The organism is Enterobacter cloacae complex sp. S3 (assembly GCF_014930495.1).
In the GTDB taxonomy this organism is placed as follows: Bacteria; Pseudomonadota; Gammaproteobacteria; order Enterobacterales; family Enterobacteriaceae; genus Enterobacter; species Enterobacter asburiae_B.
Window position 1 is genome coordinate 117,250 of sequence record NZ_JADBRD010000020.1, and the last position, 19,964, is coordinate 137,213.

Below are 19,964 nucleotides of genomic sequence, written 5' to 3' on the forward strand. Positions count from 1 at the left end.
TCGTGGAAATAATTCACGTAGCCGCTAATTAAAGCGGCTACGCGTTCATTTATTGAGAATTAATGGATTCCGCCGATACGATTCAGGCGTACACCGGTCGGCCATTCGCCTTCCTGCTTCTCAAAACTCATCCAGATGGCGGTGGCTTTACCGACCAGATTCGCTTCCGGCACAAAGCCCCAGTAACGGCTGTCCGCAGAGTTATCGCGGTTGTCACCCATCATGAAGTAATGTCCTGGCGGTACAATCCAGCTCGCCAGCTGCTGGCCAGGCTGGCGATAGTACATACCCAGCTGATCCTGCGCGATTGGCACGGTGAGGATTCGGTGCGTCACATCGCCCAGCGTCTCTTTGCGCTCAACCAGACGGATGCCGTCCTCTTTGGTTTCACCTTTCGGTACCTGGAAGAATCCGCTGGTCGCTTCGCCGCCGTTACGACGGGCAAAGGTCTGCACAAAGTCACTTGGCTCAACATTTGAGTAAGTGATTGGCAGCGCGTTTTCACAGGCGGTACCGGAGCTGCAGCCAGGCTGAACGGTGACTTCTTTCGCAACCGGATCGTAAGTGACTTTATCACCCGGCAGACCTACCGCGCGCTTGATGTAGTCCAGGCGCGGATCTTCCGGATATTTAAACACCACGATGTCGCCACGTTTCGGATGACCGGTTTCGATCAGCGTTTTCTGATAGATAGGATCTTTAATGCCGTAGGCAAACTTCTCTACCAGAATAAAATCACCAATCAGCAGCGTTGGCATCATTGAACCTGATGGGATTTGGAACGGCTCGTAAATAAACGAACGTACCACCAGCACAATCGCCAGCACCGGAAATACCGAAGCGCCCGTTTCCAGCCAGCCCGGTTTCGGGCCGACTTTCTTCAGGGTTTTCGCATCAATCCCATCTCCAGTGGCTGCCTGAGCGGCAGCCTGACGTTCACGACGTTTTGGGGCGAAGATAAACTTATCCAGACACCACAGCAGACCTGTTACCAGGGTAGCAATGACCAGGATCAGGGCAAACATGTTCGCCATGCCAACTCCTTAGGGTTATTTGCCGTCTTTACCAACATGAAGGATGGCAAGGAATGCTTCCTGCGGCAGCTCGACGTTACCGACCTGCTTCATACGCTTCTTACCTTCTTTCTGCTTCTGCAACAGCTTTTTCTTACGGCTGACGTCACCGCCATAGCACTTCGCCAGAACGTTTTTACGCAGCTGTTTCACGGTTGAACGCGCGATAATGTGGTTGCCAATCGCCGCCTGAATCGCGATATCGAACTGCTGACGCGGGATCAGATCTTTCATCTTCTCAACCAGCTCGCGGCCGCGGTACGGCGCATTGTCGTTGTGGGTGATCAGCGCCAGCGCATCCACACGCTCGCCGTTGATCAGCACGTCCACACGCACCATGTTGGAGGCCTGGAAGCGTTTGAAGTTGTAATCCAGTGACGCATAGCCACGGGAGGTCGACTTCAGACGGTCGAAGAAGTCGAGTACCACTTCCGCCATCGGGATTTCATAGGTCAGCGCCACCTGGTTACCGTGGTAAACCATGTTGGTCTGCACGCCACGCTTCTCAATACACAGCGTAATGACGTTCCCCAGGAATTCCTGCGGCAGCAGCATGTGACACTCTGCAATAGGCTCACGCAGCTCCTGAATGTTGTTCAGCGGCGGCAGCTTGGACGGGCTATCGACGTAGATCACTTCTTTCGAGGTGGTTTCAACTTCATAGACTACCGTCGGCGCCGTGGTGATCAGATCCAGATCGTATTCACGCTCCAGACGTTCCTGAATGATCTCCATATGCAGCAGACCGAGGAAGCCACAGCGGAAGCCGAAGCCCAGCGCCGTTGAGCTTTCTGGCTCGTAGAACAGGGAAGCATCGTTCAGGCTCAGTTTACCGAGCGCGTCACGGAAGTTTTCGTAGTCGTCAGAGCTGACCGGGAACAGACCCGCGTAAACCTGCGGTTTCACCTTTTTAAAGCCTGGCAGCGCTTTATCTGCCGGGTTACGTGCACCGGTCAGGGTATCACCCACCGGCGCGCCGAGGATGTCTTTAATGGCGCAGACCAGCCAGCCTACCTCGCCGCATCTCAGCTCGGTACGGTCAACCTGTTTTGGCGTGAAGATGCCCAGACGGTCTGCGTTGTAGACCTGTCCGGTACTCATTACCTTAATTTTGTCGCCTTTACGCATGGTGCCGTTTTTAATACGCACCAGAGAGACAACGCCCAGATAGTTATCGAACCAGGAGTCGATAATCAGCGCCTGCAGCGGGCCATCCGGATCGCCTTCCGGGGCCGGAATGTCACGTACCAGGCGTTCCAGCACGTCGGTCACGCCCACACCGGTTTTCGCGGAGCAGCGCACGGCATCGGTCGCGTCAATGCCGACGATATCTTCAATCTCTTCCGCTACGCGTTCAGGATCGGCGGCTGGCAGGTCAATCTTGTTCAGAACCGGCACAACTTCGAGATCCATTTCCATCGCGGTGTAGCAGTTTGCCAGGGTCTGGGCTTCAACGCCCTGCCCGGCATCCACCACCAGCAGCGCGCCTTCACAGGCCGCGAGCGAGCGTGAAACCTCATAGGAGAAGTCAACGTGGCCTGGGGTGTCGATAAAGTTCAGTTGATAGGTTTCACCATCAGCCGCTTTGTAATCAAGCGTAACGCTCTGCGCTTTAATGGTGATACCGCGTTCGCGTTCCAGGTCCATGGAGTCCAGAACCTGGGCTTCCATTTCACGATCAGACAGGCCACCGCAAATCTGGATAATACGGTCAGACAGCGTCGACTTACCGTGGTCAATGTGAGCAATGATCGAAAAGTTACGTATGTTCTTCATATAGTTAAATAATTATGCCTTACGAATTCCTGGAGGCCGCTGTTCTTAGCCTGACGTTTTTCAGTGCGAAAACGCAGCATTCTACACTACATCCTCGCTACCTGGAAATGCACTTAGAAGCAGGTATAGCGTGAAGAAAGGCCGTTTTCTGTTTTAGGGTGTAAAAAATGATAAAGCCCGATGGATCACCGGGCCTCAGAAGAGAGCGTTTCAACACGAAGCTGGTCTGGTGCCAGCCCAACGCTGAGAATGACAGGCTGCCACTCCTCGCGTGCGGCGAGCGTCGGAGAGAGCCCTTTGGCAAGCCAGAATCCCCCTACGCCACCCAATGCAGCACCGCACATAGCGGCCACATCGGTACCAAACAGCATCTGAAACAGGCCGCCCATGATAAACAGGCCGACCAGCGGAGAGAGATACACCAGCATAGCGGAGCTGAGCAGGCTGCCTTCCGCGATGCCCAGTTCCACCTTCTGCCCCGCCATCAGCGGCTGTTCGCTTGGCACAGAAATCGTGTGCGATGTTTGTGGCCCGAGCTTATTCAACACGCGGCTGCCGCAGCCGGCGCGGGATGCGCAGCTATTACATGAGGCTTTAACATCGCAGCTCACCAGCGCAATGCCGTTTTGCCAGGAGACAACCGTCGCCCACTCTTTGATCATTGTGCAGCCCTGAATTTAATGCTGTCGGAGATGCGCTTCGCCGTCTGCGGAGGGAGTTCTCCCACAATGGTGATCTCTGCGTTATCGCGTACCGTTGTACTCACCGTACGGCGCCCGGTACGCAGCATTTGTTCAGCGCTGTTTGCCGTTGCGCGATTAATATTCACCGAGAAGCTGAACAAACCATCCGAATAGAGGCGCGATTCTACCGGCGTTTCAATCGTTGGCAGCTGACGACGGCTGCTGGACACTTCGCTAAACCCTTGCGGGATCCAGGCAGGTACCCAGTTGAAATTAACGGAATCCCCGGCAGGAACAGAAAGCAGCGGTGGCAGGCTGGCTTTAGCCAGATTCTGCATGCTGTTGCCAACCTGATTGTTCACGCTGAAGGAGATAACCCGGAACTGTTCCAGCGTTTCACCGTCACGGTCGAGCAGGTCAACACGCATGGGGAGTTTGGTTTCGGCATCAATCCAGACGATATAGCTGTAGCGCGTTCCGTCCCGGGCAACAACGCGAATTACCTCGCACAGTCTGTCCGCGATGCGGGTACGCCCTACTGATATAAAATCGTAGTAAGGGGCAAGCCGTTTGAAGTCGGTGTAAATGAGTGACGGCAGGGAATCAACGATATAGTCGCCATTCAGCGTGAAAGGCTCCAGGCCTGGCTCGAAATAGCTGATTTCATTACCACGTTGGACCACTTCCCGACGCGGGCCATCCATCTGTAAAAGCTGGGCGAGCGGCTGCTTATCAAGACGGGCATGACGATAGCGTAACGACTCGACGCCCTGCTTATTGATGCTGATAAATGCCAACTCATAATTGAGTGACTGGCTGGCCAGATTCATTTGCTGCAACAACGCCCCGGATGAAACATCAGCCGAGGCGTTGGCAGAGAAGAACAGGCTACCCGCCATCAGAGACATGGCGAACCAAAGTTGCTTCATTACTGCGATTGCGTTCCTAAAGTTTGGTTTCCGGGCACCTGCACAGCAGCTTGCTGTGTCTGCGCCTGCTCAAACTGAAGCTGTTCAGAGTGCAGACGACGCTGCAACTCGTAATCCTGCAACATCGCATTAATGCGACGGCGCTGCTCCTGAACCTGCTGTTGCTGGCCGCCGCTGGCGGATGCATCAGCCGGTACGCCCAGGCTTACCGGGCTGGCTTTGCCCATCATCGGCAGTGTGTTAAACACTGGCGCTTCTGGCTGCTGATTAGTTTCAGACTGAGTATTATAGTGCTGGACGCCAACAATAACTGCAAGCGATACGCATGCTGCCACACCCATTTGGGTAAGCTGGCTGGCCCACGGACGCACCTTTTGCCAGAACGGCATTTTCTGCCATTGGTGAGGCGCGGGTTGAGCTTCAGGAATCAGCGGAGTGGTCTGATGAACAGGCTCATTCTCAATCGCCGCCATGACGCGGGCTGAGATATCGAAATGGAGAACCTCGCCGGTGTCACCGCGAAGGGTGTCACGGATGAGATGGTAACTCTCCCAGGTCTCTTGCATTTCGGGTGAATGAGACAGCTCGTTGAGCAGCTCACTATCCACCGTTTCACCATCCATTAAAGCGGAAAGTTTTTCTTTCTGCATGCCTAATACCTTTTCCAGTATCCCGCTATCGTCAACGCCTGATAAGCGGTTGAACTTTATTATCAATAGCTTCTCGCGCACGGAAAATTCGTGAACGTACCGTGCCGACCGGACAATCCATGATAGCGGCTATCTCTTCATAGCTCAGACCATCCAGCTCCCGTAACGTAATTGCCATACGTAAATCTTCCGGGAGCGACTCGATCGTGCGAAAAACGATTTGTCTCAGTTCTTCTGACAACATTAAGTTCTCAGGGTTCGAAATTTCTTTCAATGCGCCGCCGCTTTCAAAGTTTTCGGCGTCGATTGCGTCCACATCACTTGAAGGCGGACGACGGCCCTGAGCGACCAGATAATTCTTTGCCGTATTGACCGCAATACGGTACAGCCAGGTATAAAAAGCACTATCTCCCCGGAAAGAATCCAGCGCGCGATAGGCCTTAATAAAAGACTCTTGCACCACATCAGGCACATCGCCTGACGGTACATAGCGGGAAACCAGGCTCGCCACCTTATGCTGGTAGCGGACCACCAGTAGGTTAAAGGCTTTCTGATCTCCCTTCTGGACCCGTTCAACCAGGACCTGGTCCGTTAACTGCTCGCTCATCCGAGGTAATGTCTCCCCAAACCTAAATTCCACGCGTTATCGAAACGCCACTCTAAAAATACCGCACTTTGAGCAAGCACCATTTAGAGTGTCTGATCTTCAATAAGTTCCGTAACGCCTTTGTTTTTGTTCATCGCGCCGCAGACCGTTTATTTTCTCTCATTATAAGTCTGTTCACGATACGCACCACTTTATGACAAGAAACATCTTTTTCCCGCCAGAAGAGTAACGCAACACAGGCTTTATTTCACCACAAAATCTGACGCTAACGATCTGCTTCGCAAAATAATTTCACTCATTTACCCTCCGTTTACCTCCGCTTACGCGTTTAGCCATTGCGACAGCCTCTAAAAAAATACGTGCGATATATCGCATTCAGGTGCTATTCTGACCCAACACTGTTTAGTAAATTAAACAACAATCATGAACACAACACCTGAACTCCATTGTGATGTACTGATCATCGGCAGCGGCGCTGCCGGTCTCTCTCTGGCGCTGCGCCTGGCCGAGCATCAAAACGTTATCGTTCTGAGTAAAGGACCGATAAGTGAAGGTTCCACGTTTTATGCCCAGGGCGGCATTGCCGCCGTGTTTGATGAGACAGACAGCATTGCATCCCACGTCGAGGATACGCTCATTGCCGGAGCAGGGATCGTGGATGCACACGCCGCAGAGTTTGTCGCCAGCAATGCCCGTCACTGCGTTCAGTGGCTCATCGACCAGGGCGTCTTATTCGATACTCAGGTTCAACCCAACGGTGAAGAGAGCTACCACCTGACTCGCGAAGGCGGCCATAGCCACCGCCGCATCCTGCACGCAGCGGATGCCACCGGAAAAGAAGTGGAAACCACGCTGGTCAGTAAAGCGCTGAACCATCCTAATATTCGGGTTCTCGAGCGAAGCAATGCCGTTGACCTGATTATCTCTGACAAGATTGGCCTGCCCGGCACGCGTCGCGTGGTGGGCGCCTGGGTCTGGAACCGAAATAAAGAGAAGGTGGAAACCTGCCGGGCGAAGGCTGTGGTACTGGCGACGGGCGGCGCCTCCAAGGTGTATCAGTACACCACGAACCCTGACATTGCCTCCGGAGACGGTATCGCAATGGCCTGGCGCGCAGGCTGCCGGGTGGCAAACCTCGAGTTTAATCAGTTTCACCCCACCGCCTTGTTCCACCCTCAGGCACGCAACTTCCTGCTGACGGAAGCCCTGCGCGGTGAAGGCGCTTATCTGAAACGCCCTGATGGCTCCCGCTTTATGCCCGACTTTGACGCCCGGGGTGAACTTGCCCCGCGTGACATCGTTGCCCGCGCCATCGATCATGAAATGAAGCGCCTTGGCGTAGACTGCATGTATCTCGATATCAGCCATAAGCCAGCAGAGTTCATTCGCCAGCATTTCCCGATGATTTATGAAAAGCTGCTCAATCTTGGCATTGATTTAACGCGCGACCCGGTGCCCATTGTGCCAGCGGCCCACTATACCTGCGGTGGCGTAATGGTTGACGATCATGGACGTACTGACGTAGACGGTCTGTATGCTATCGGTGAGGTTAGCTATACCGGACTTCACGGCGCGAACCGTATGGCCTCTAACTCGCTGCTTGAGTGTCTGGTGTACGGCTGGTCGGCGGCGGAAGACATCACGAAGCGCATGCCTTACGCCCGCGAGACAGAGCGCCTGCCAGCCTGGGATGAAAGCCGCGTGGATAATCCGGACGAGCTGGTCGTGATCCAGCACAACTGGCATGAACTACGGCTGTTTATGTGGGACTACGTAGGGATTGTGCGCACCACGAAACGCCTGGAACGCGCCTTGCGCCGCATCACCATGCTGCAGCAGGAAATTGATGAGTACTATGCTAATTTCCGCGTATCCAATAATCTGCTTGAGCTGCGCAATCTGGTGCAGGTTGCCGAGCTGATTGTTCGCTGCGCGATGATGCGTAAAGAGAGCCGCGGGCTGCACTATACCCTGGACTACCCGGATCAGCTTGCTGAATCCGGCCCGTCGATACTCGCCCCGCAGGTTTACATAAACAGATAAAACGCCTGGGTCAGGGCAGTGTAATCTTCGGAATAACGCTGGTCTGGCCCACGGATCACCATTCGGTCATTAAAGCATTCACCCTCTTTTGGCGACAGAGCCAGCAGTACGCGGTGCGGCAGTCGACCTTCCGTATCCGAAATATCGGTACGCAGACGTAACGTCCAGCCGATCTCCTGCGCGATACCGATGAACGTGTTGCCGGTACTCTCTGGCAGGACCACACAGAAAAAACCCTCTTCGGAGATCAGTTCTGCCGCGCTGGTGAGCAGCGCTTTATGATCGAGGGAGCCGGTATAACGCGCCTGTTCACGCTCGGGTGTCCCGCACTCAACGCCGGGCTCGTAGTAGGGAGGGTTGCTGACGATCAGATCGTAACGCGCGGTTTGTTCAGGCGCCCAGGCGAGCACGTCTGCGCATTCCACTTTCATTCGGACTGCCCAGGGGGATTCGGCCATATTGTCACTCGCCTGCTCTGCGGCCTGCGCGTCCAGTTCGACGGCATCAATGATGACATGTTCTTCCGTACGCTGCGCCAGCATCAGCGCCACCAGCCCGCTGCCGGTACCGATATCAAGAATACGCTTAACACCTGCGACAGGCGCCCACGCTCCCAGTAAAATACCGTCTGTACCAACCTTCATGGCACAGCGATCGTGAGCGACAAAAAATTGTTTAAACGTAAAACCATCGCGGCGCAGCTGCGCTTTGAGTTGAGACATGTCAGGGCAACCTTCTAAGTGAAACTGGAGTAGCATAGGGGAAAGCGAAGTGGCCGAAAAGCGATATCCATACAAACAGATGAAGATTACAGCCGTAACGTCTATAATCAGCGCCCCACACAGAGGTAGAACATGACTGTAACGACTTTTTCCGAACTTGAACTCGATGAAAGCCTGCTCAATGCACTTGAGAGCAAAGGCTTTACACGCCCGACCGCCATTCAGGCAGCGGCCATTCCGCCTGCGCTTGAGGGCCGCGATGTGCTCGGTTCTGCGCCAACCGGCACGGGGAAGACAGCAGCCTATTTGCTGCCTGTGTTGCAGCATCTGCTCGACTTCCCGCGTAAAAAATCTGGCCCGCCGCGTATTTTGATCCTGACGCCTACGCGCGAACTGGCAATGCAGGTTGCCGATCACGCGCGTGAACTCGCGGCAAATACTCATCTGGATATTGCCACCATCACCGGCGGCGTAGCGTACATGAACCACGCCGAAGTGTTCAGCGAAAACCAGGACATCGTCGTTGCGACGACGGGACGCCTGCTGCAGTACATTAAAGAAGAGAACTTCGACTGCCGCGCGGTTGAAACGCTGATCCTCGACGAAGCCGACCGCATGCTGGACATGGGCTTCGCACAGGATATCGAGCACATTGCAGGGGAAACGCGCTGGCGTAACCAGACGATGCTGTTCTCTGCCACCCTCGAAGGGGAAGCGATCAAAGACTTCGCAGAGCGTCTGCTGGAAGATCCGGTGGAAGTCTCGGCGACGCCGTCCACCCGTGAGCGTAAGAAGATCCACCAGTGGTACTACCGCGCGGACAACCTTGAGCACAAAGTCGAATTGCTGAAACACCTACTCAAACAGGAAGATGCTCTGCGCACAATCGTGTTTGTGCGTAAGCGCGAGCGCGTGCACGAGCTGGCTGAGATGCTGCGTAACGCCGGGATCAACAACTGCTATCTTGAAGGCGAGATGGCGCAGATCAAGCGTACCGAGGGCATTAAGCGCCTGACCGATGGCCGCGTTAACGTGCTGGTTGCGACTGACGTTGCCGCACGCGGGATCGACATCCCGGACGTCAGCCACGTCATTAACTTCGATATGCCGCGCAGCGGAGATACCTACCTGCACCGTATTGGTCGTACCGGCCGCGCGGGCCGCAAAGGGATTGCGATTTCACTGGTCGAAGCGCATGACTACCTGCTGCTGCAGAAAATTGGCCGCTATGTTGATGAGCCGCTGAAAGCGCGCGTTATTGACGAACTCCGCCCGACCACGCGTGCGCCGAGTGAAAAGATGACGGGTAAACCGTCCAAGAAAGCGCTCGCAAAACGTGCTGAGAGAAAAGAGAAAGAAAAAGAGAAACCGCGCGTGAAGCAGCGCCACCGCGATACCAAAAATATTGGTAAGCGCCGTAAGCCAAGCTCTGCCGCACCAGAGACGAAAACTGAAGAGTAAAAAAAGCCGGGGAAATTCCCGGCTTTTTTATTCCCCCCTGCTGAAGCCGTTACAGGCTTTCAGTAAAGGTACGTGCAATAACGTCGCGCTGCTGTTCTGGAGTCAGTGAGTTAAAGCGAACCGCATAGCCAGACACGCGGATGGTCAGCTGTGGATATTTTTCTGGATGCTCAACGGCATCCATCAGCGTTTCGCGGCGCAGCACGTTAACGTTCAGGTGCTGACCCCCTTCCACGCGCACTTCCGGCTGCACTTCCATAGGAACTTCACGGTATTCGATTTCGCCCAATTTGTTTACCGGTACGATTTCATCTTCAGCAAAACCCGCTTTCGCAACGACGCAGCGCGCTTCGTTCTTCTCGCTGTCCAGCAGCCAGAAAGAATTGAGCAGATCGTCATTTGCAGCTTTAGTAATCTGGATACCTGTAATCATGTGTTGCCTCCCTTAGGCTACATTAACTCGTGTCGGCCTCTCGCGGCCAATTGGTAAAACCATTGTTTCTTGTGTGTATATATAACATTCACACCCCGGCGATTTATTGATTTAAATCAACAAAAACACCAACCACATAAAGAGTGTGGTTTGAATTTATTGTTTTAGATCAATTTAACAACCTTACCAATTCAACTTACTCTGTATCTTTTCAAAATAAATTTAGCCACTTAGCACGTATTTCAGCGCGTAATTTTGCTCACCGGGGTGAAACAGGTAAGCTAGTCAGAGATTGAGATTCGCAGGAGAGCGAGATGACGACACCTTTAACCTGGCATGACGTGCTGGCAGAAGAAAAGCAGCAGCCTTATTTTATCAATACGCTCAGCACCGTTGCCGCTGAGCGTCAGTCCGGACAGACGATTTACCCGCCGCAGAAAGACGTGTTTAACGCCTTTCGCTACACCGAACTGAGCGATGTGAAAGTGGTCATTCTGGGCCAGGATCCCTATCACGGCCCCGGGCAGGCGCATGGGCTGGCGTTTTCCGTTCGTCCGGGCGTGGCTATCCCCCCTTCTCTGCTCAACATGTATAAAGAGCTTGAAGCAACCGTGCCCGGTTTTACCCGGCCAAACCACGGTTACCTGGAAAGCTGGGCGCGCCAGGGCGTGCTGTTGCTGAATACGGTGCTTACCGTACGGGCGGGTCAGGCGCACTCGCACGCCAGTCTGGGCTGGGAGACGTTTACCGATAAAGTCATCAGCCTTATCAACGAGCATCGTGAAGGGGTGGTGTTTTTACTCTGGGGTTCTCACGCGCAGAAGAAAGGGGCGATTATCGATCGTCAGCGTCATCACGTGCTCAAGGCACCGCACCCGTCACCGCTGTCTGCGCATCGCGGTTTCTTTGGCAGTAATCATTTTGTTCTGGCGAATGAATGGCTGGAAAAACGTGGCGAAAAGCCGATTGACTGGATGCCTGTATTACCGGCAGAGAGCGAGTAGTTTGAGTTTGTATGCCCGGCTCACCGGGCATACAAAAAGCATAATGGCTTATGCCTTGTTCTGACGCCACCATTCGGCCAGCAGTACGCCGGTCGCAACGGATACGTTCAGACTTTCCACATTGCCTGTTCCGTCGATAGAGACGCTCAGATCCGCACTGGAGAGCGCCGCGTCAGACAGACCATCACGTTCCTGACCTAATACCAGCACCATTTTGCGCGGCAGCGTCGCTTTAAACAGCGGCGTACCGGCATGGCTTGAGGTGGTCACGATGGAATAACCCGCTTTACGGAACTGCTCGAGTGCGTCCAGAACGCTGTCGCCGGTGATCGGCTGTACGTGCTCGGCTCCGCCTTCCGCAGTACGGATCGCGGCACCGGATTCCAGCAGCGCGGCATCCTGCAACAGCACGCCTTTCACGCCAAAGTGTGCGCAGCTACGCATCATTGCGCCCAGGTTGTGCGGGTTGCCCACATCTTCCAGGGCCAGCACGCAGTCATCGGCATCCGCCTGGCTGACCCACTGCTGCACGGTCGTGCCGTTACGCTTTTTGATCAGGAAGCAGACGCCGCCGTGGTGTTCAGTGCCGGACGCTTTGGTCAGCTCGGCATCATCAACCACGTGGTAGGCTTTACGGTTCGCGGCCATCCAGCGCAGCGCTTCTTTGAAGCGCGGGGTCACGCTCTGGATAAACCAGGCGCGGACGATACACTCAGGACGGCTCAGGAACAGCGCCTGGCAGGCGTTCTCGCCATACACGCGGGTCTCTTCCGCACGCTGACGGCGCAGCACTTCCGGGTCGATAAAGCTTTTACCGCTGATACCGCCGTGATCGGCTTTTTCCGGCGTCTCATCGCCAGGGGCGCGAGAAACGGTGCGCCACGGGGAGGCGTTATCACGTGAGAAGTCATCACGCGGACGATCGTCGCGTGGACGGTCACTGCGTGGGCGGTCGGAACGCGGACGGTCATCGCGTTTGCGATCGTCACGTTTGCGGTCATCACCGCGGTTATTTCTGTCATCGCGGGCGGGGCGACGGCCACCGTCTGCACGAGGAGACGCCGGACGCCCGCCACCTTTTCCGGTACGCGGATTTTGGGTGCGTTTATCAGAGTCATCATCACTGCGGACATACATCACTTTGACCTTGCCGCTTTTGTTTTTCATTTCGTCGTTCATGCTTTTCTCCACCAGCGCTGCGCGAAGCGCGCAGATTACCCGATGTGCCAGCGCATAGCCATAATTTCGTACAAAAGCCTGTGACTATTGTTCTCATTGAATAAAACGCATTGTTGTTTCAAACAGGCTCATTGATAATATGTAACATATTAGAAACATTATCGGCGTTGTGCCGCTGTCCCACGGCTCTATCAGAGGTTAGTTATGAATACCGTATGTGCCAACTGTCAGGCTCTTAATCGCATTCCGGACGATCGGATGGAAGATGGTGCGAAATGCGGACGTTGTGGCCATGAATTATTTGATGGCGATGTCATTAACGCGACGGGTGCTACGCTGGACAAACTCCTCAAGGACGATCTTCCTGTCGTGATCGATTTCTGGGCGCCATGGTGCGGCCCATGCCGTAGCTTCGCGCCGATTTTCGAAGATGTGGCCGAAGAGCGCAGCGGAAAAATGCGGTTCGTTAAGGTCAATACCGAAGCCGAACCCGAACTGAGCGCACGTTTTCGTATTCGCAGCATCCCGACCATTATGATTTTCAAAAATGGCGAAGTGATCGATATGCTCAACGGTGCGGTTCCAAAAGCGCCTTTTGAAAGCTGGTTAAACGAGTCGCTGTAACATTCACGGGGCACGTCTTGTGCCCCGCTCCCGCCTCTGCGAAAATAGCGTTTTTCCTGCATTTCGCCCATGACTGATAACGCCGTTCTTAAATTACGCGCCGAACGCCTTGCGCGCGCCACCCGACCGTTCCTCGCACGAGGCAACCGTATTCGCCGCTGTCAGCGCTGCCTGCTGCCGCTGAAGGTTTGTCTGTGCGAGACGCTCGCTCCGAGTACGGCGGAAAGCCGTTTTTGTCTGGTCATGTTCGATACCGAGCCGATGAAACCCAGCAATACGGGGCGTCTTATCGCCGATATTCTGCCGGATACCGCCGCGTTTCAGTGGTCCCGTACGGAGCCACCTCAGGCCCTGCTCGATTTAGTGACCAGCCCCGACTACCAGCCGATGGTCGTCTTCCCCGCGTCATATGCAGGTGTGGATCGCCAGGTGCTTTCAGCGCCGCCATCCGGTAAACCACCGCTGTTTATCATGCTGGACGGTACCTGGACCGAAGCGCGAAAAATGTTTCGCAAAAGCCCGTATCTCGACGCGCTGCCGGTGATTTCTGTCGATCTTTCCCGCGTCTCCGCCTACCGCCTGCGTGAAGCGCATGCTGACGGGCAATACTGCACCGCCGAAGTGGCGATTGCGCTTCTGGATTTAGCGGGAGATACCGCTGCGGCTGGTGCCCTGGGCAACCATTTCTCATGCTTCCGGGAGCGCTATCTGGCAGGAAAAACCGTTCATAAGGGCAGCGTCACAGCGCCCGAGCCAGAAAGCGTTTAAAATCATCAGGTCGCTTGCATTCACAGGAGGCCTGCATGAGCCAGCGAGGGTTAGAAGCGCTACTTCGTCCTAAATCCATTGCCGTTATCGGCGCATCAATGAAGCCGGATCGTGCTGGTTATCTGATGATGCGCAATCTGCTGGCCGGGGGATTTAATGGCCCCGTCATGCCCGTCACGCCGTCTTATAAGGCCGTTCAGGGGGTACTTGCATGGCCTGATGTACAAAGCCTGCCTTTCGTGCCGGATCTTGCCGTACTCTGTACAAACGCGAAGCGCAACCCGGAACTGCTGGAATCACTCGGCAAGAAAGGGTGTAAAACCTGCATAATTCTCTCGTCTCCGCCTGAACAGAAAGCCGAGCTTCTGGCCTGCGCCAGCCGCTATCAAATGCGCATTCTTGGGCCAAACAGTCTGGGCCTGCTCGCCCCCTGGCAGGGGCTGAATGCCAGTTTCTCCCCGGTCCCGATCCGCAAAGGCAAACTAGCGTTTATCTCGCAGTCGGCTGCGGTATCGAACACCATCCTCGACTGGGCGCAGCAGCGTGAAATGGGATTCTCCTACTTCATTGCCCTGGGCGACAGCCTGGATATCGACGTTGATGAGCTGCTGGATTTTCTGGCACGTGACGGCAAAACCAGCGCGATCCTGCTTTATCTTGAGCACCTCAGCGACGCGCGTCGTTTTGTCTCGGCTTCGCGAAGCGCTTCGCGTAATAAGCCGATCCTGGTGATCAAAAGCGGACGCAGCCCTGCGGCACAGCGTCTGCTGCATTCTCATTCCGGCATGGATCCCGCCTGGGACGCCGCCATTCAGCGCGCGGGGTTGCTGCGGGTACAGGATACGCACGAGCTTTTTTCCGCCGTTGAGACGTTAAGCCATATGCGCCCGTTGCGCGGTGAGAAGCTAATGATTGTCAGTAACGGTGCGGCCCCTGCCGCGCTCGCGCTGGACGAGCTGTGGCGGCGCTTCGGCAAGCTGGCAACGCTGAGTGAAGAGACGCTGCAGCGCCTGAAAGAAGCGCTTCCGACCAGCGTGACGCCCGGCAATCCGCTTGATTTGCGCGATGACGCCAGCAGCGACCGCTATATCAGGGCGATTTCCATTTTGCTGGATAGCCAGGATTTTGATGCGCTGATGATTATCCACTCCCCCAGCGCGGTCGCGCCGGGCAGTGAAAGCGCGCGCGCGCTCATTGATGCCGTGCGCAACCATCCACGCGGTAAATACGTTACCCTGCTCACCAACTGGTGCGGTGAGTTTTCCTCTCAGGAGGCGCGGCGCTTGTTCAGCGAGGCCGGGCTGCCAACCTACCGCACGCCGGAAGGCACCATCACCGCGTTTATGCATATGGTGGAATATCGCCGCAACCAGAAACAGCTGCGTGAGACGCCGGCTTTGCCGGGGAATCTGACGGCGAACACCGTCGATGTTCACCGGCTGTTGCAGCAGGCTATCGAAGAGGGCGCGACCTCGCTTGATACGCATGAAGTGCAGCCCATTCTGGGCAGCTACGGGATGCAAACCCTGCCGACCTGGATCGCCAGCGACAGCGCTGAGGCCGTGCATATTGCTGAACAGATTGGCTATCCGGTGGCCCTGAAGCTGCGTTCCCCGGATATCCCGCATAAGTCTGATGTTCAGGGGGTTATGTTATACCTGCGTACGGCGACTGAGGTGCAGCAGGCAGCTGATGCCATTTTTGATCGGGTCAAAATGGCCTGGCCGCAGGCAAGGATCCACGGATTGCTGGTGCAAAGCATGGCAAACCGCGCAGGGGCTCAGGAATTACGGGTGGTTGTTGAACACGATCCCGTCTTCGGCCCGCTCATCATGCTGGGAGAGGGTGGCGTTGAGTGGCGTCCGGAGGAGCAGGCCGTGGTGGCGCTACCGCCGCTGAACATGAACCTGGCGCGTTATCTGATCATCCAGGCGATCAAAAGTAAAAAGATCCGTGGCCGGAGTGCGCTGCGCCCGCTTGATATTGCCGGGTTAAGTCAGTTCCTGGTGCAGGTGTCTAACCTGATTGTGGATTGTGCCGAAATCCAGCGGCTGGACATTCATCCGCTGCTCGCCTCGGGCAATGAGTTTACGGCGCTGGACGTGACCCTGGATATCGCGCCATTCGAAGGAGACAGAGAGAGCCGTCTGGCGATCCGCCCGTATCCCCTGCAGCTGGAAGAGTGGGTTGAGATGAAGAATGGGGAACGCGCCTTGTTCCGCCCTATTCTGCCGGAAGATGAGCCCCAGCTGCGGGCCTTTATCTCTCAGGTCACGAAAGAGGATCTTTATTATCGCTATTTTAGCGAAATCAACGAATTTACCCATGATGATTTAGCCAATATGACCCAGATCGACTACGATCGAGAAATGGCGTTTGTTGCCGTTCGTCGCTCCGATAAGGGGGATGAGATCCTCGGCGTCACGCGTGCGATTTCTGACCCGGATAACGTCGATGCGGAGTTTGCGGTGCTGGTGCGCTCCGATCTTAAAGGCCTGGGTCTGGGGAGACGGCTGCTGGAAAAACTCATCAGTTATACGCGAGATCACGGATTGTTACGCCTCAATGGCATTACTATGCCTAACAATCGCGGTATGGTGACCCTGGCGCGAAAACTTGGGTTTGACGTTGATATTCAGCTGGACGAAGGTATTGTGGCCTTGTCCCTCAGTCTGACATCAACAGACAAACGCGAGTAAGCTACTGGAAATGTTACCCACTTTGGACGGGACTGGTGGTATCATTGTCCGCTTATGTTGTTTGCATGGTACAGACAACCCTTCAATGAACAGAGAAGAAACGCACTGTGATGTTGTCAAAATTTAAGCGTAATAAACATCAACAACACCTTGCTCAACTACCGAAGATTTCTCAGTCAGTTGATGATGTAGAGTTCTTTTACGCTCCCGCTCATTTTCGGGAGACGCTTCTGGAAAAGATTGCCAGCGCCACGCGACGCATTTGCATTGTAGCGCTCTATCTTGAACAGGATGAAGGCGGGCGCGCGATCCTGAACGCGCTCTATGAAGCCAAACGTCAGCGCCCGGAACTCGATGTTCGCGTGCTGGTCGACTGGCATCGCGCTCAGCGTGGCCGTATTGGCGCTGCCGCGTCAAACACCAATGCCGACTGGTATTGCCGCACGGCGCAGGAAAATCCTGGCGTTGATGTGCCTGTTTATGGCGTCCCGGTTAATACCCGTGAAGCGCTCGGCGTACTTCATTTCAAGGGCTTCATCATTGATGACAGCGTGCTTTACAGCGGCGCAAGTCTGAATGATGTTTACCTTCATCAGCTCGATAAATATCGCTACGACCGCTACCATCTGATCCGTAATCCGCAGATGGCCGATATCATGTTTAACTGGGTTGATAAAAATCTGGTCCATGGCCGCGGTGTTAATCGCCTTGACGATCCCGAACGTCCTAAAAGCCCGGAAATCAAAAACGATGTTCGCGCCTTCCGCCAGGAGCTGCGTGATGCGGTCTATCATTTCCAGGGCGATGCGAACAACGAAGAGTTATCCGTTACCCCGCTGGTAGGGCTCGGTAAATCAAGCCTGCTGAACAAAACGATCTTCCATCTGATGCCGTGCGCGGAGCAGAAACTCACCATCTGTACGCCGTACTTCAACCTCCCTGCCGTGCTGGTGCGTAATATCATTCAGCTGCTGCGCGACGGTAAAAAAGTGGAAATCATCGTTGGTGATAAAACCGCAAACGACTTTTTCATTCCTGAAGATCAGCCGTTCAAAATCATCGGTGCGCTGCCTTATCTCTATGAGATCAACCTGCGCCGTTTCCTGAGCCGTTTACAGTATTACGTAAACACTGACCAGTTGGTTGTGCGTCTCTGGAAAGATGAAGACAACACTTACCATCTGAAAGGAATGTGGGTCGACGATGAGTGGATGCTGCTGACCGGTAATAACCTGAACCCACGCGCGTGGCGACTGGATCTGGAAAACGCTATCCTGATCCATGACCCGCAGCACGAGTTAGCCGCAAAACGTGAACGTGAGCTGGAGCTGATTCGCACGCATACCACTGTGGTTAATCATTACCGCGAACTGCAGAGCATTGCCGATTATCCGGTAAAAGTCCGCAAGCTTATCCGCCGCTTACGTCGTATCCGTATCGACCGACTTATCAGCCGTATTCTGTAATGTCCAGGCCCTGCCACCCGCAGGGTTTTTTTATGGAGCCGTTGATGCGTATTCCTCTGTTACTTAGCGTCCTCTTTCTGACTGGCTGTAGCCATATGGCCAACGATAACTGGTCCGGACAGGATAAAGCCCAGCATTTCCTCGCTTCCGCGATGTTGTCCGCAGCCGGCAATGAATATGCGCAGCATCAGGGATACAGCCGGGATCGTAGCGCGGCGATAGGGTTGATGTTTTCAGTCAGTCTTGGAGCATCAAAAGAACTGTGGGATAGCCGCCCCGCAGGGAGCGGCTGGAGCTGGAAAGATTTCGCCTGGGATGTCGCCGGCGCAACGACCGGCTATGCCGTGTGGCAGATGGCGCGCTATTAAAGTCGAATGCCTTTACCTTTGCGATGCAGCATCAGCGAAACAATAAAGGCCAGTGCGCCCATTATCGTTACGTACCAGAAGAATGTCGTTTCACTTCCCCATGATTTAAGCGACAACGCAACGTACTCCGCCGATCCGCCAAACAACGCATTAGCTACCGCATAAGAGAGCCCTACCCCTAAAGCACGTACCTGCGCCGGGAACATTTCAGCTTTCAGTATTCCGCTGATAGAGGTATAGAAACTGACAATCACCATCGCCAGCATCACCAGCGCAAACGCCGCATACGGCGAAGTCACATGCTGAAGGGCCGACAGAATAGGTACGGTACATAATGCCGACAGGCCGCCGAAAATCAGCATCGACGTACGTCGACCGATTTTATCCGAGAGCGCACCGATAATGGGTTGTATGAGCATAAAGACAAACAGCGCCACGGTCATGACTACGCTGGCGACGTTTGCGTGCATGCCGGTGGTGTTCACCAGGTACTTCTGCATATAGGTGGTGAACGTGTAAAAACTGAGAGAGCCGCCCGCAGTAAAGCCCAGCACCATGAGGAAAGCTTTGCGGTTACGCCATAACCCTTTGAATGTTCCCGCCTCCTTCAGCGTTCTGACTTCCTTCTGAGAGGTTTCATCTAACTGACGGCGTAGCCAAAGTGCGACCACCGCCAGTACTGCGCCCATCGCGAAAGGAATTCGCCATCCCCAGGCGTGAAGTTGTTCATCCGTCAGAATTTGCTGCAGGATCACAACCACAAGAATGGCCAGCAGTTGACCACCAATCAGCGTGACGTACTGGAATGAGGCGTAAAAACCTTTACGGCCTTCCAGGGCAATCTCACTCATGTAGGTCGCACTGGTACCGTATTCACCCCCTACCGATAATCCCTGGAATAAGCGGGCCAGTAATAGTAGCGCCGGTGCCCAGGTACCAATCGATTCATATCCCGGTAAGCAGGCGATCACCAGAGAACCAAAGCACATCATGCACACCGAGATCAGCATAGAAGCCTTACGGCCGCGACGATCCGCAATGCGGCCAAACAGCCAGCCCCCGATGGGCCGCATTAAAAACCCTGCGGCAAATACCCCCGCCGTTTGTAGCAGCTGCGTTGTGGTATTGCCGGATGGGAAGAAAATATGTGCGAAGTAGAGTGAACAGAATGAGTAGACGTAAAAGTCGAACCATTCAACCAGATTCCCTGAAGAGGCGCTGACGATTGCCCATACCCTTCTTCGGGTATCACTGTTAGCCAGCGTCCCGTTTGATGTAATGCTTTCTGTCATTGTGATTATGCTCCTGCCATAAACAACGGCGTATTGAGTCAGGAGACTCAATTACCTCGTAAATGAAATGTTATAATTTTGTTATAAATGACATTGCGACAGGGATCACACATTCCATTAGCAGGATAAGGGATTAAGAGAAAGGCCAGAGAGGGTAAGCACAAACCAAAAAACCCCGCACCTTACG

General features: G+C 54.5%; 19 protein-coding genes. 8 read left to right on the plus strand and 11 right to left on the minus strand.

The features are described 5' to 3' along the window. Nucleotides 1-59: 59 nt before the first annotated feature. The 7 genes from lepB to rseD form a co-directional block, all read right to left on the minus strand. The gene (lepB, locus tag IM317_RS13385; protein ID WP_023308848.1) at nucleotides 60-1,034 is read right to left on the minus strand and encodes a signal peptidase I; all 975 of its coding nucleotides are present in this window, start codon (nucleotides 1,032-1,034) and stop codon (nucleotides 60-62) included. Nucleotides 1,035-1,049: 15 nt separating this feature from the next. Beyond that, nucleotides 1,050-2,849 (minus strand): translation elongation factor 4, encoded by a 1,800-nt coding sequence (gene lepA, locus IM317_RS13390; RefSeq protein ID WP_032659499.1) that lies wholly within the window; start codon nucleotides 2,847-2,849, stop codon nucleotides 1,050-1,052. Between the two features lie 185 nt (nucleotides 2,850-3,034). Further along, nucleotides 3,035-3,511: a SoxR-reducing system protein RseC gene (gene rseC / locus IM317_RS13395; RefSeq protein WP_023308850.1), complete on the minus strand. Its 477-nt coding sequence runs from the start codon at nucleotides 3,509-3,511 to the stop codon at nucleotides 3,035-3,037. Continuing rightward, the gene (gene rseB, locus IM317_RS13400; protein WP_033146239.1) at nucleotides 3,508-4,461 is read right to left on the minus strand and encodes a sigma-E factor regulatory protein RseB; all 954 of its coding nucleotides are present in this window, start codon (nucleotides 4,459-4,461) and stop codon (nucleotides 3,508-3,510) included. Before rseB ends, rseC begins: the two co-directional genes overlap by 4 nt. Beyond that, the gene (gene rseA, locus IM317_RS13405) at nucleotides 4,461-5,111 is read right to left on the minus strand and encodes an anti-sigma-E factor RseA (protein WP_008502186.1); all 651 of its coding nucleotides are present in this window, start codon (nucleotides 5,109-5,111) and stop codon (nucleotides 4,461-4,463) included. Before rseA ends, rseB begins: the two co-directional genes overlap by 1 nt. A gap of 31 nt (nucleotides 5,112-5,142) precedes the next feature. Continuing rightward, a complete protein-coding gene (gene rpoE, locus IM317_RS13410; protein WP_006176728.1) occupies nucleotides 5,143-5,718 on the minus strand; it encodes an RNA polymerase sigma factor RpoE in 576 nt (191 codons plus the stop codon). Further along, on the minus strand, nucleotides 5,715-5,801 hold the full coding sequence (rseD, locus tag IM317_RS24270) for a rpoE leader peptide RseD (RefSeq protein WP_223862639.1): 87 nt from the start codon (nucleotides 5,799-5,801) through the stop codon (nucleotides 5,715-5,717). The genes rpoE and rseD overlap by 4 nt, the downstream gene beginning before the upstream one ends. 340 nt (nucleotides 5,802-6,141) lie before the next feature. Here rseD and nadB point away from each other — a divergent pair, with 340 nt between their 5' ends. Beyond that, nucleotides 6,142-7,761 carry an L-aspartate oxidase gene (nadB, locus tag IM317_RS13420; protein WP_033146240.1) on the plus strand — a complete coding sequence of 540 codons (1,620 nt, stop codon included), beginning with the start codon at nucleotides 6,142-6,144 and terminating at the stop codon, nucleotides 7,759-7,761. On the opposite strand, the gene IM317_RS13425 is transcribed toward nadB, so the two are convergent. Further along, nucleotides 7,746-8,483 carry a tRNA1(Val) (adenine(37)-N6)-methyltransferase gene (locus tag IM317_RS13425; protein ID WP_033146241.1) on the minus strand — a complete coding sequence of 246 codons (738 nt, stop codon included), beginning with the start codon at nucleotides 8,481-8,483 and terminating at the stop codon, nucleotides 7,746-7,748. The two genes, nadB and IM317_RS13425, sit on opposite strands and share 16 nt — an antisense overlap. A 132-nt stretch (nucleotides 8,484-8,615) precedes the next feature. On the opposite strand from IM317_RS13425, the gene srmB reads away from it, so the two are divergent. Then, nucleotides 8,616-9,944, plus strand: a complete 1,329-nt coding sequence (gene srmB / locus IM317_RS13430) for an ATP-dependent RNA helicase SrmB (RefSeq protein ID WP_023308854.1) — start codon at nucleotides 8,616-8,618, stop codon at nucleotides 9,942-9,944. Between the two features lie 49 nt (nucleotides 9,945-9,993). Here srmB and grcA read toward each other — a convergent pair whose 3' ends face one another. Continuing rightward, nucleotides 9,994-10,377, minus strand: coding sequence for an autonomous glycyl radical cofactor GrcA (gene grcA, locus IM317_RS13435; RefSeq protein ID WP_029741127.1), 384 nt, complete (start codon nucleotides 10,375-10,377; stop codon nucleotides 9,994-9,996). 314 nt (nucleotides 10,378-10,691) lie between these two features. On the opposite strand from grcA, the gene ung reads away from it, so the two are divergent. Beyond that, nucleotides 10,692-11,381, plus strand: coding sequence for a uracil-DNA glycosylase (gene ung, locus IM317_RS13440; protein ID WP_023308856.1), 690 nt, complete (start codon nucleotides 10,692-10,694; stop codon nucleotides 11,379-11,381). Nucleotides 11,382-11,429: 48 nt separating this feature from the next. On the opposite strand, the gene IM317_RS13445 is transcribed toward ung, so the two are convergent. Further along, nucleotides 11,430-12,560, minus strand: coding sequence for a tRNA/rRNA methyltransferase (locus tag IM317_RS13445; protein WP_033146242.1), 1,131 nt, complete (start codon nucleotides 12,558-12,560; stop codon nucleotides 11,430-11,432). A 204-nt stretch (nucleotides 12,561-12,764) separates the two neighbouring features. On the opposite strand from IM317_RS13445, the gene trxC reads away from it, so the two are divergent. The 5 genes from trxC to IM317_RS13470 all read left to right on the plus strand — a co-directional run bounded on the left by trxC (nucleotide 12,765) and on the right by IM317_RS13470 (nucleotide 18,485). Further along, on the plus strand, nucleotides 12,765-13,184 hold the full coding sequence (trxC, locus tag IM317_RS13450) for a thioredoxin TrxC (protein ID WP_023308858.1): 420 nt from the start codon (nucleotides 12,765-12,767) through the stop codon (nucleotides 13,182-13,184). A gap of 69 nt (nucleotides 13,185-13,253) precedes the next feature. Then, a complete protein-coding gene (locus tag IM317_RS13455) occupies nucleotides 13,254-13,952 on the plus strand; it encodes a tRNA-uridine aminocarboxypropyltransferase (RefSeq protein WP_033146243.1) in 699 nt (232 codons plus the stop codon). 35 nt (nucleotides 13,953-13,987) lie between these two features. Next, entirely contained in the window at nucleotides 13,988-16,651 is a 2,664-nt protein-coding gene (pat, locus tag IM317_RS13460) for a protein lysine acetyltransferase (protein ID WP_033146244.1), read from the plus strand. Nucleotides 16,652-16,761: 110 nt separating this feature from the next. Beyond that, a complete protein-coding gene (gene pssA, locus IM317_RS13465; RefSeq protein WP_023333068.1) occupies nucleotides 16,762-18,117 on the plus strand; it encodes a CDP-diacylglycerol--serine O-phosphatidyltransferase in 1,356 nt (451 codons plus the stop codon). A gap of 44 nt (nucleotides 18,118-18,161) precedes the next feature. Then, nucleotides 18,162-18,485 (plus strand): YfiM family lipoprotein, encoded by a 324-nt coding sequence (locus tag IM317_RS13470; RefSeq protein ID WP_033146245.1) that lies wholly within the window; start codon nucleotides 18,162-18,164, stop codon nucleotides 18,483-18,485. Here IM317_RS13470 and IM317_RS13475 read toward each other — a convergent pair. After that, on the minus strand, nucleotides 18,482-19,777 hold the full coding sequence (locus IM317_RS13475) for an MFS transporter (protein ID WP_029741120.1): 1,296 nt from the start codon (nucleotides 19,775-19,777) through the stop codon (nucleotides 18,482-18,484). The genes IM317_RS13470 and IM317_RS13475 overlap by 4 nt on opposite strands. Nucleotides 19,778-19,964: the final 187 nt, after the last annotated feature.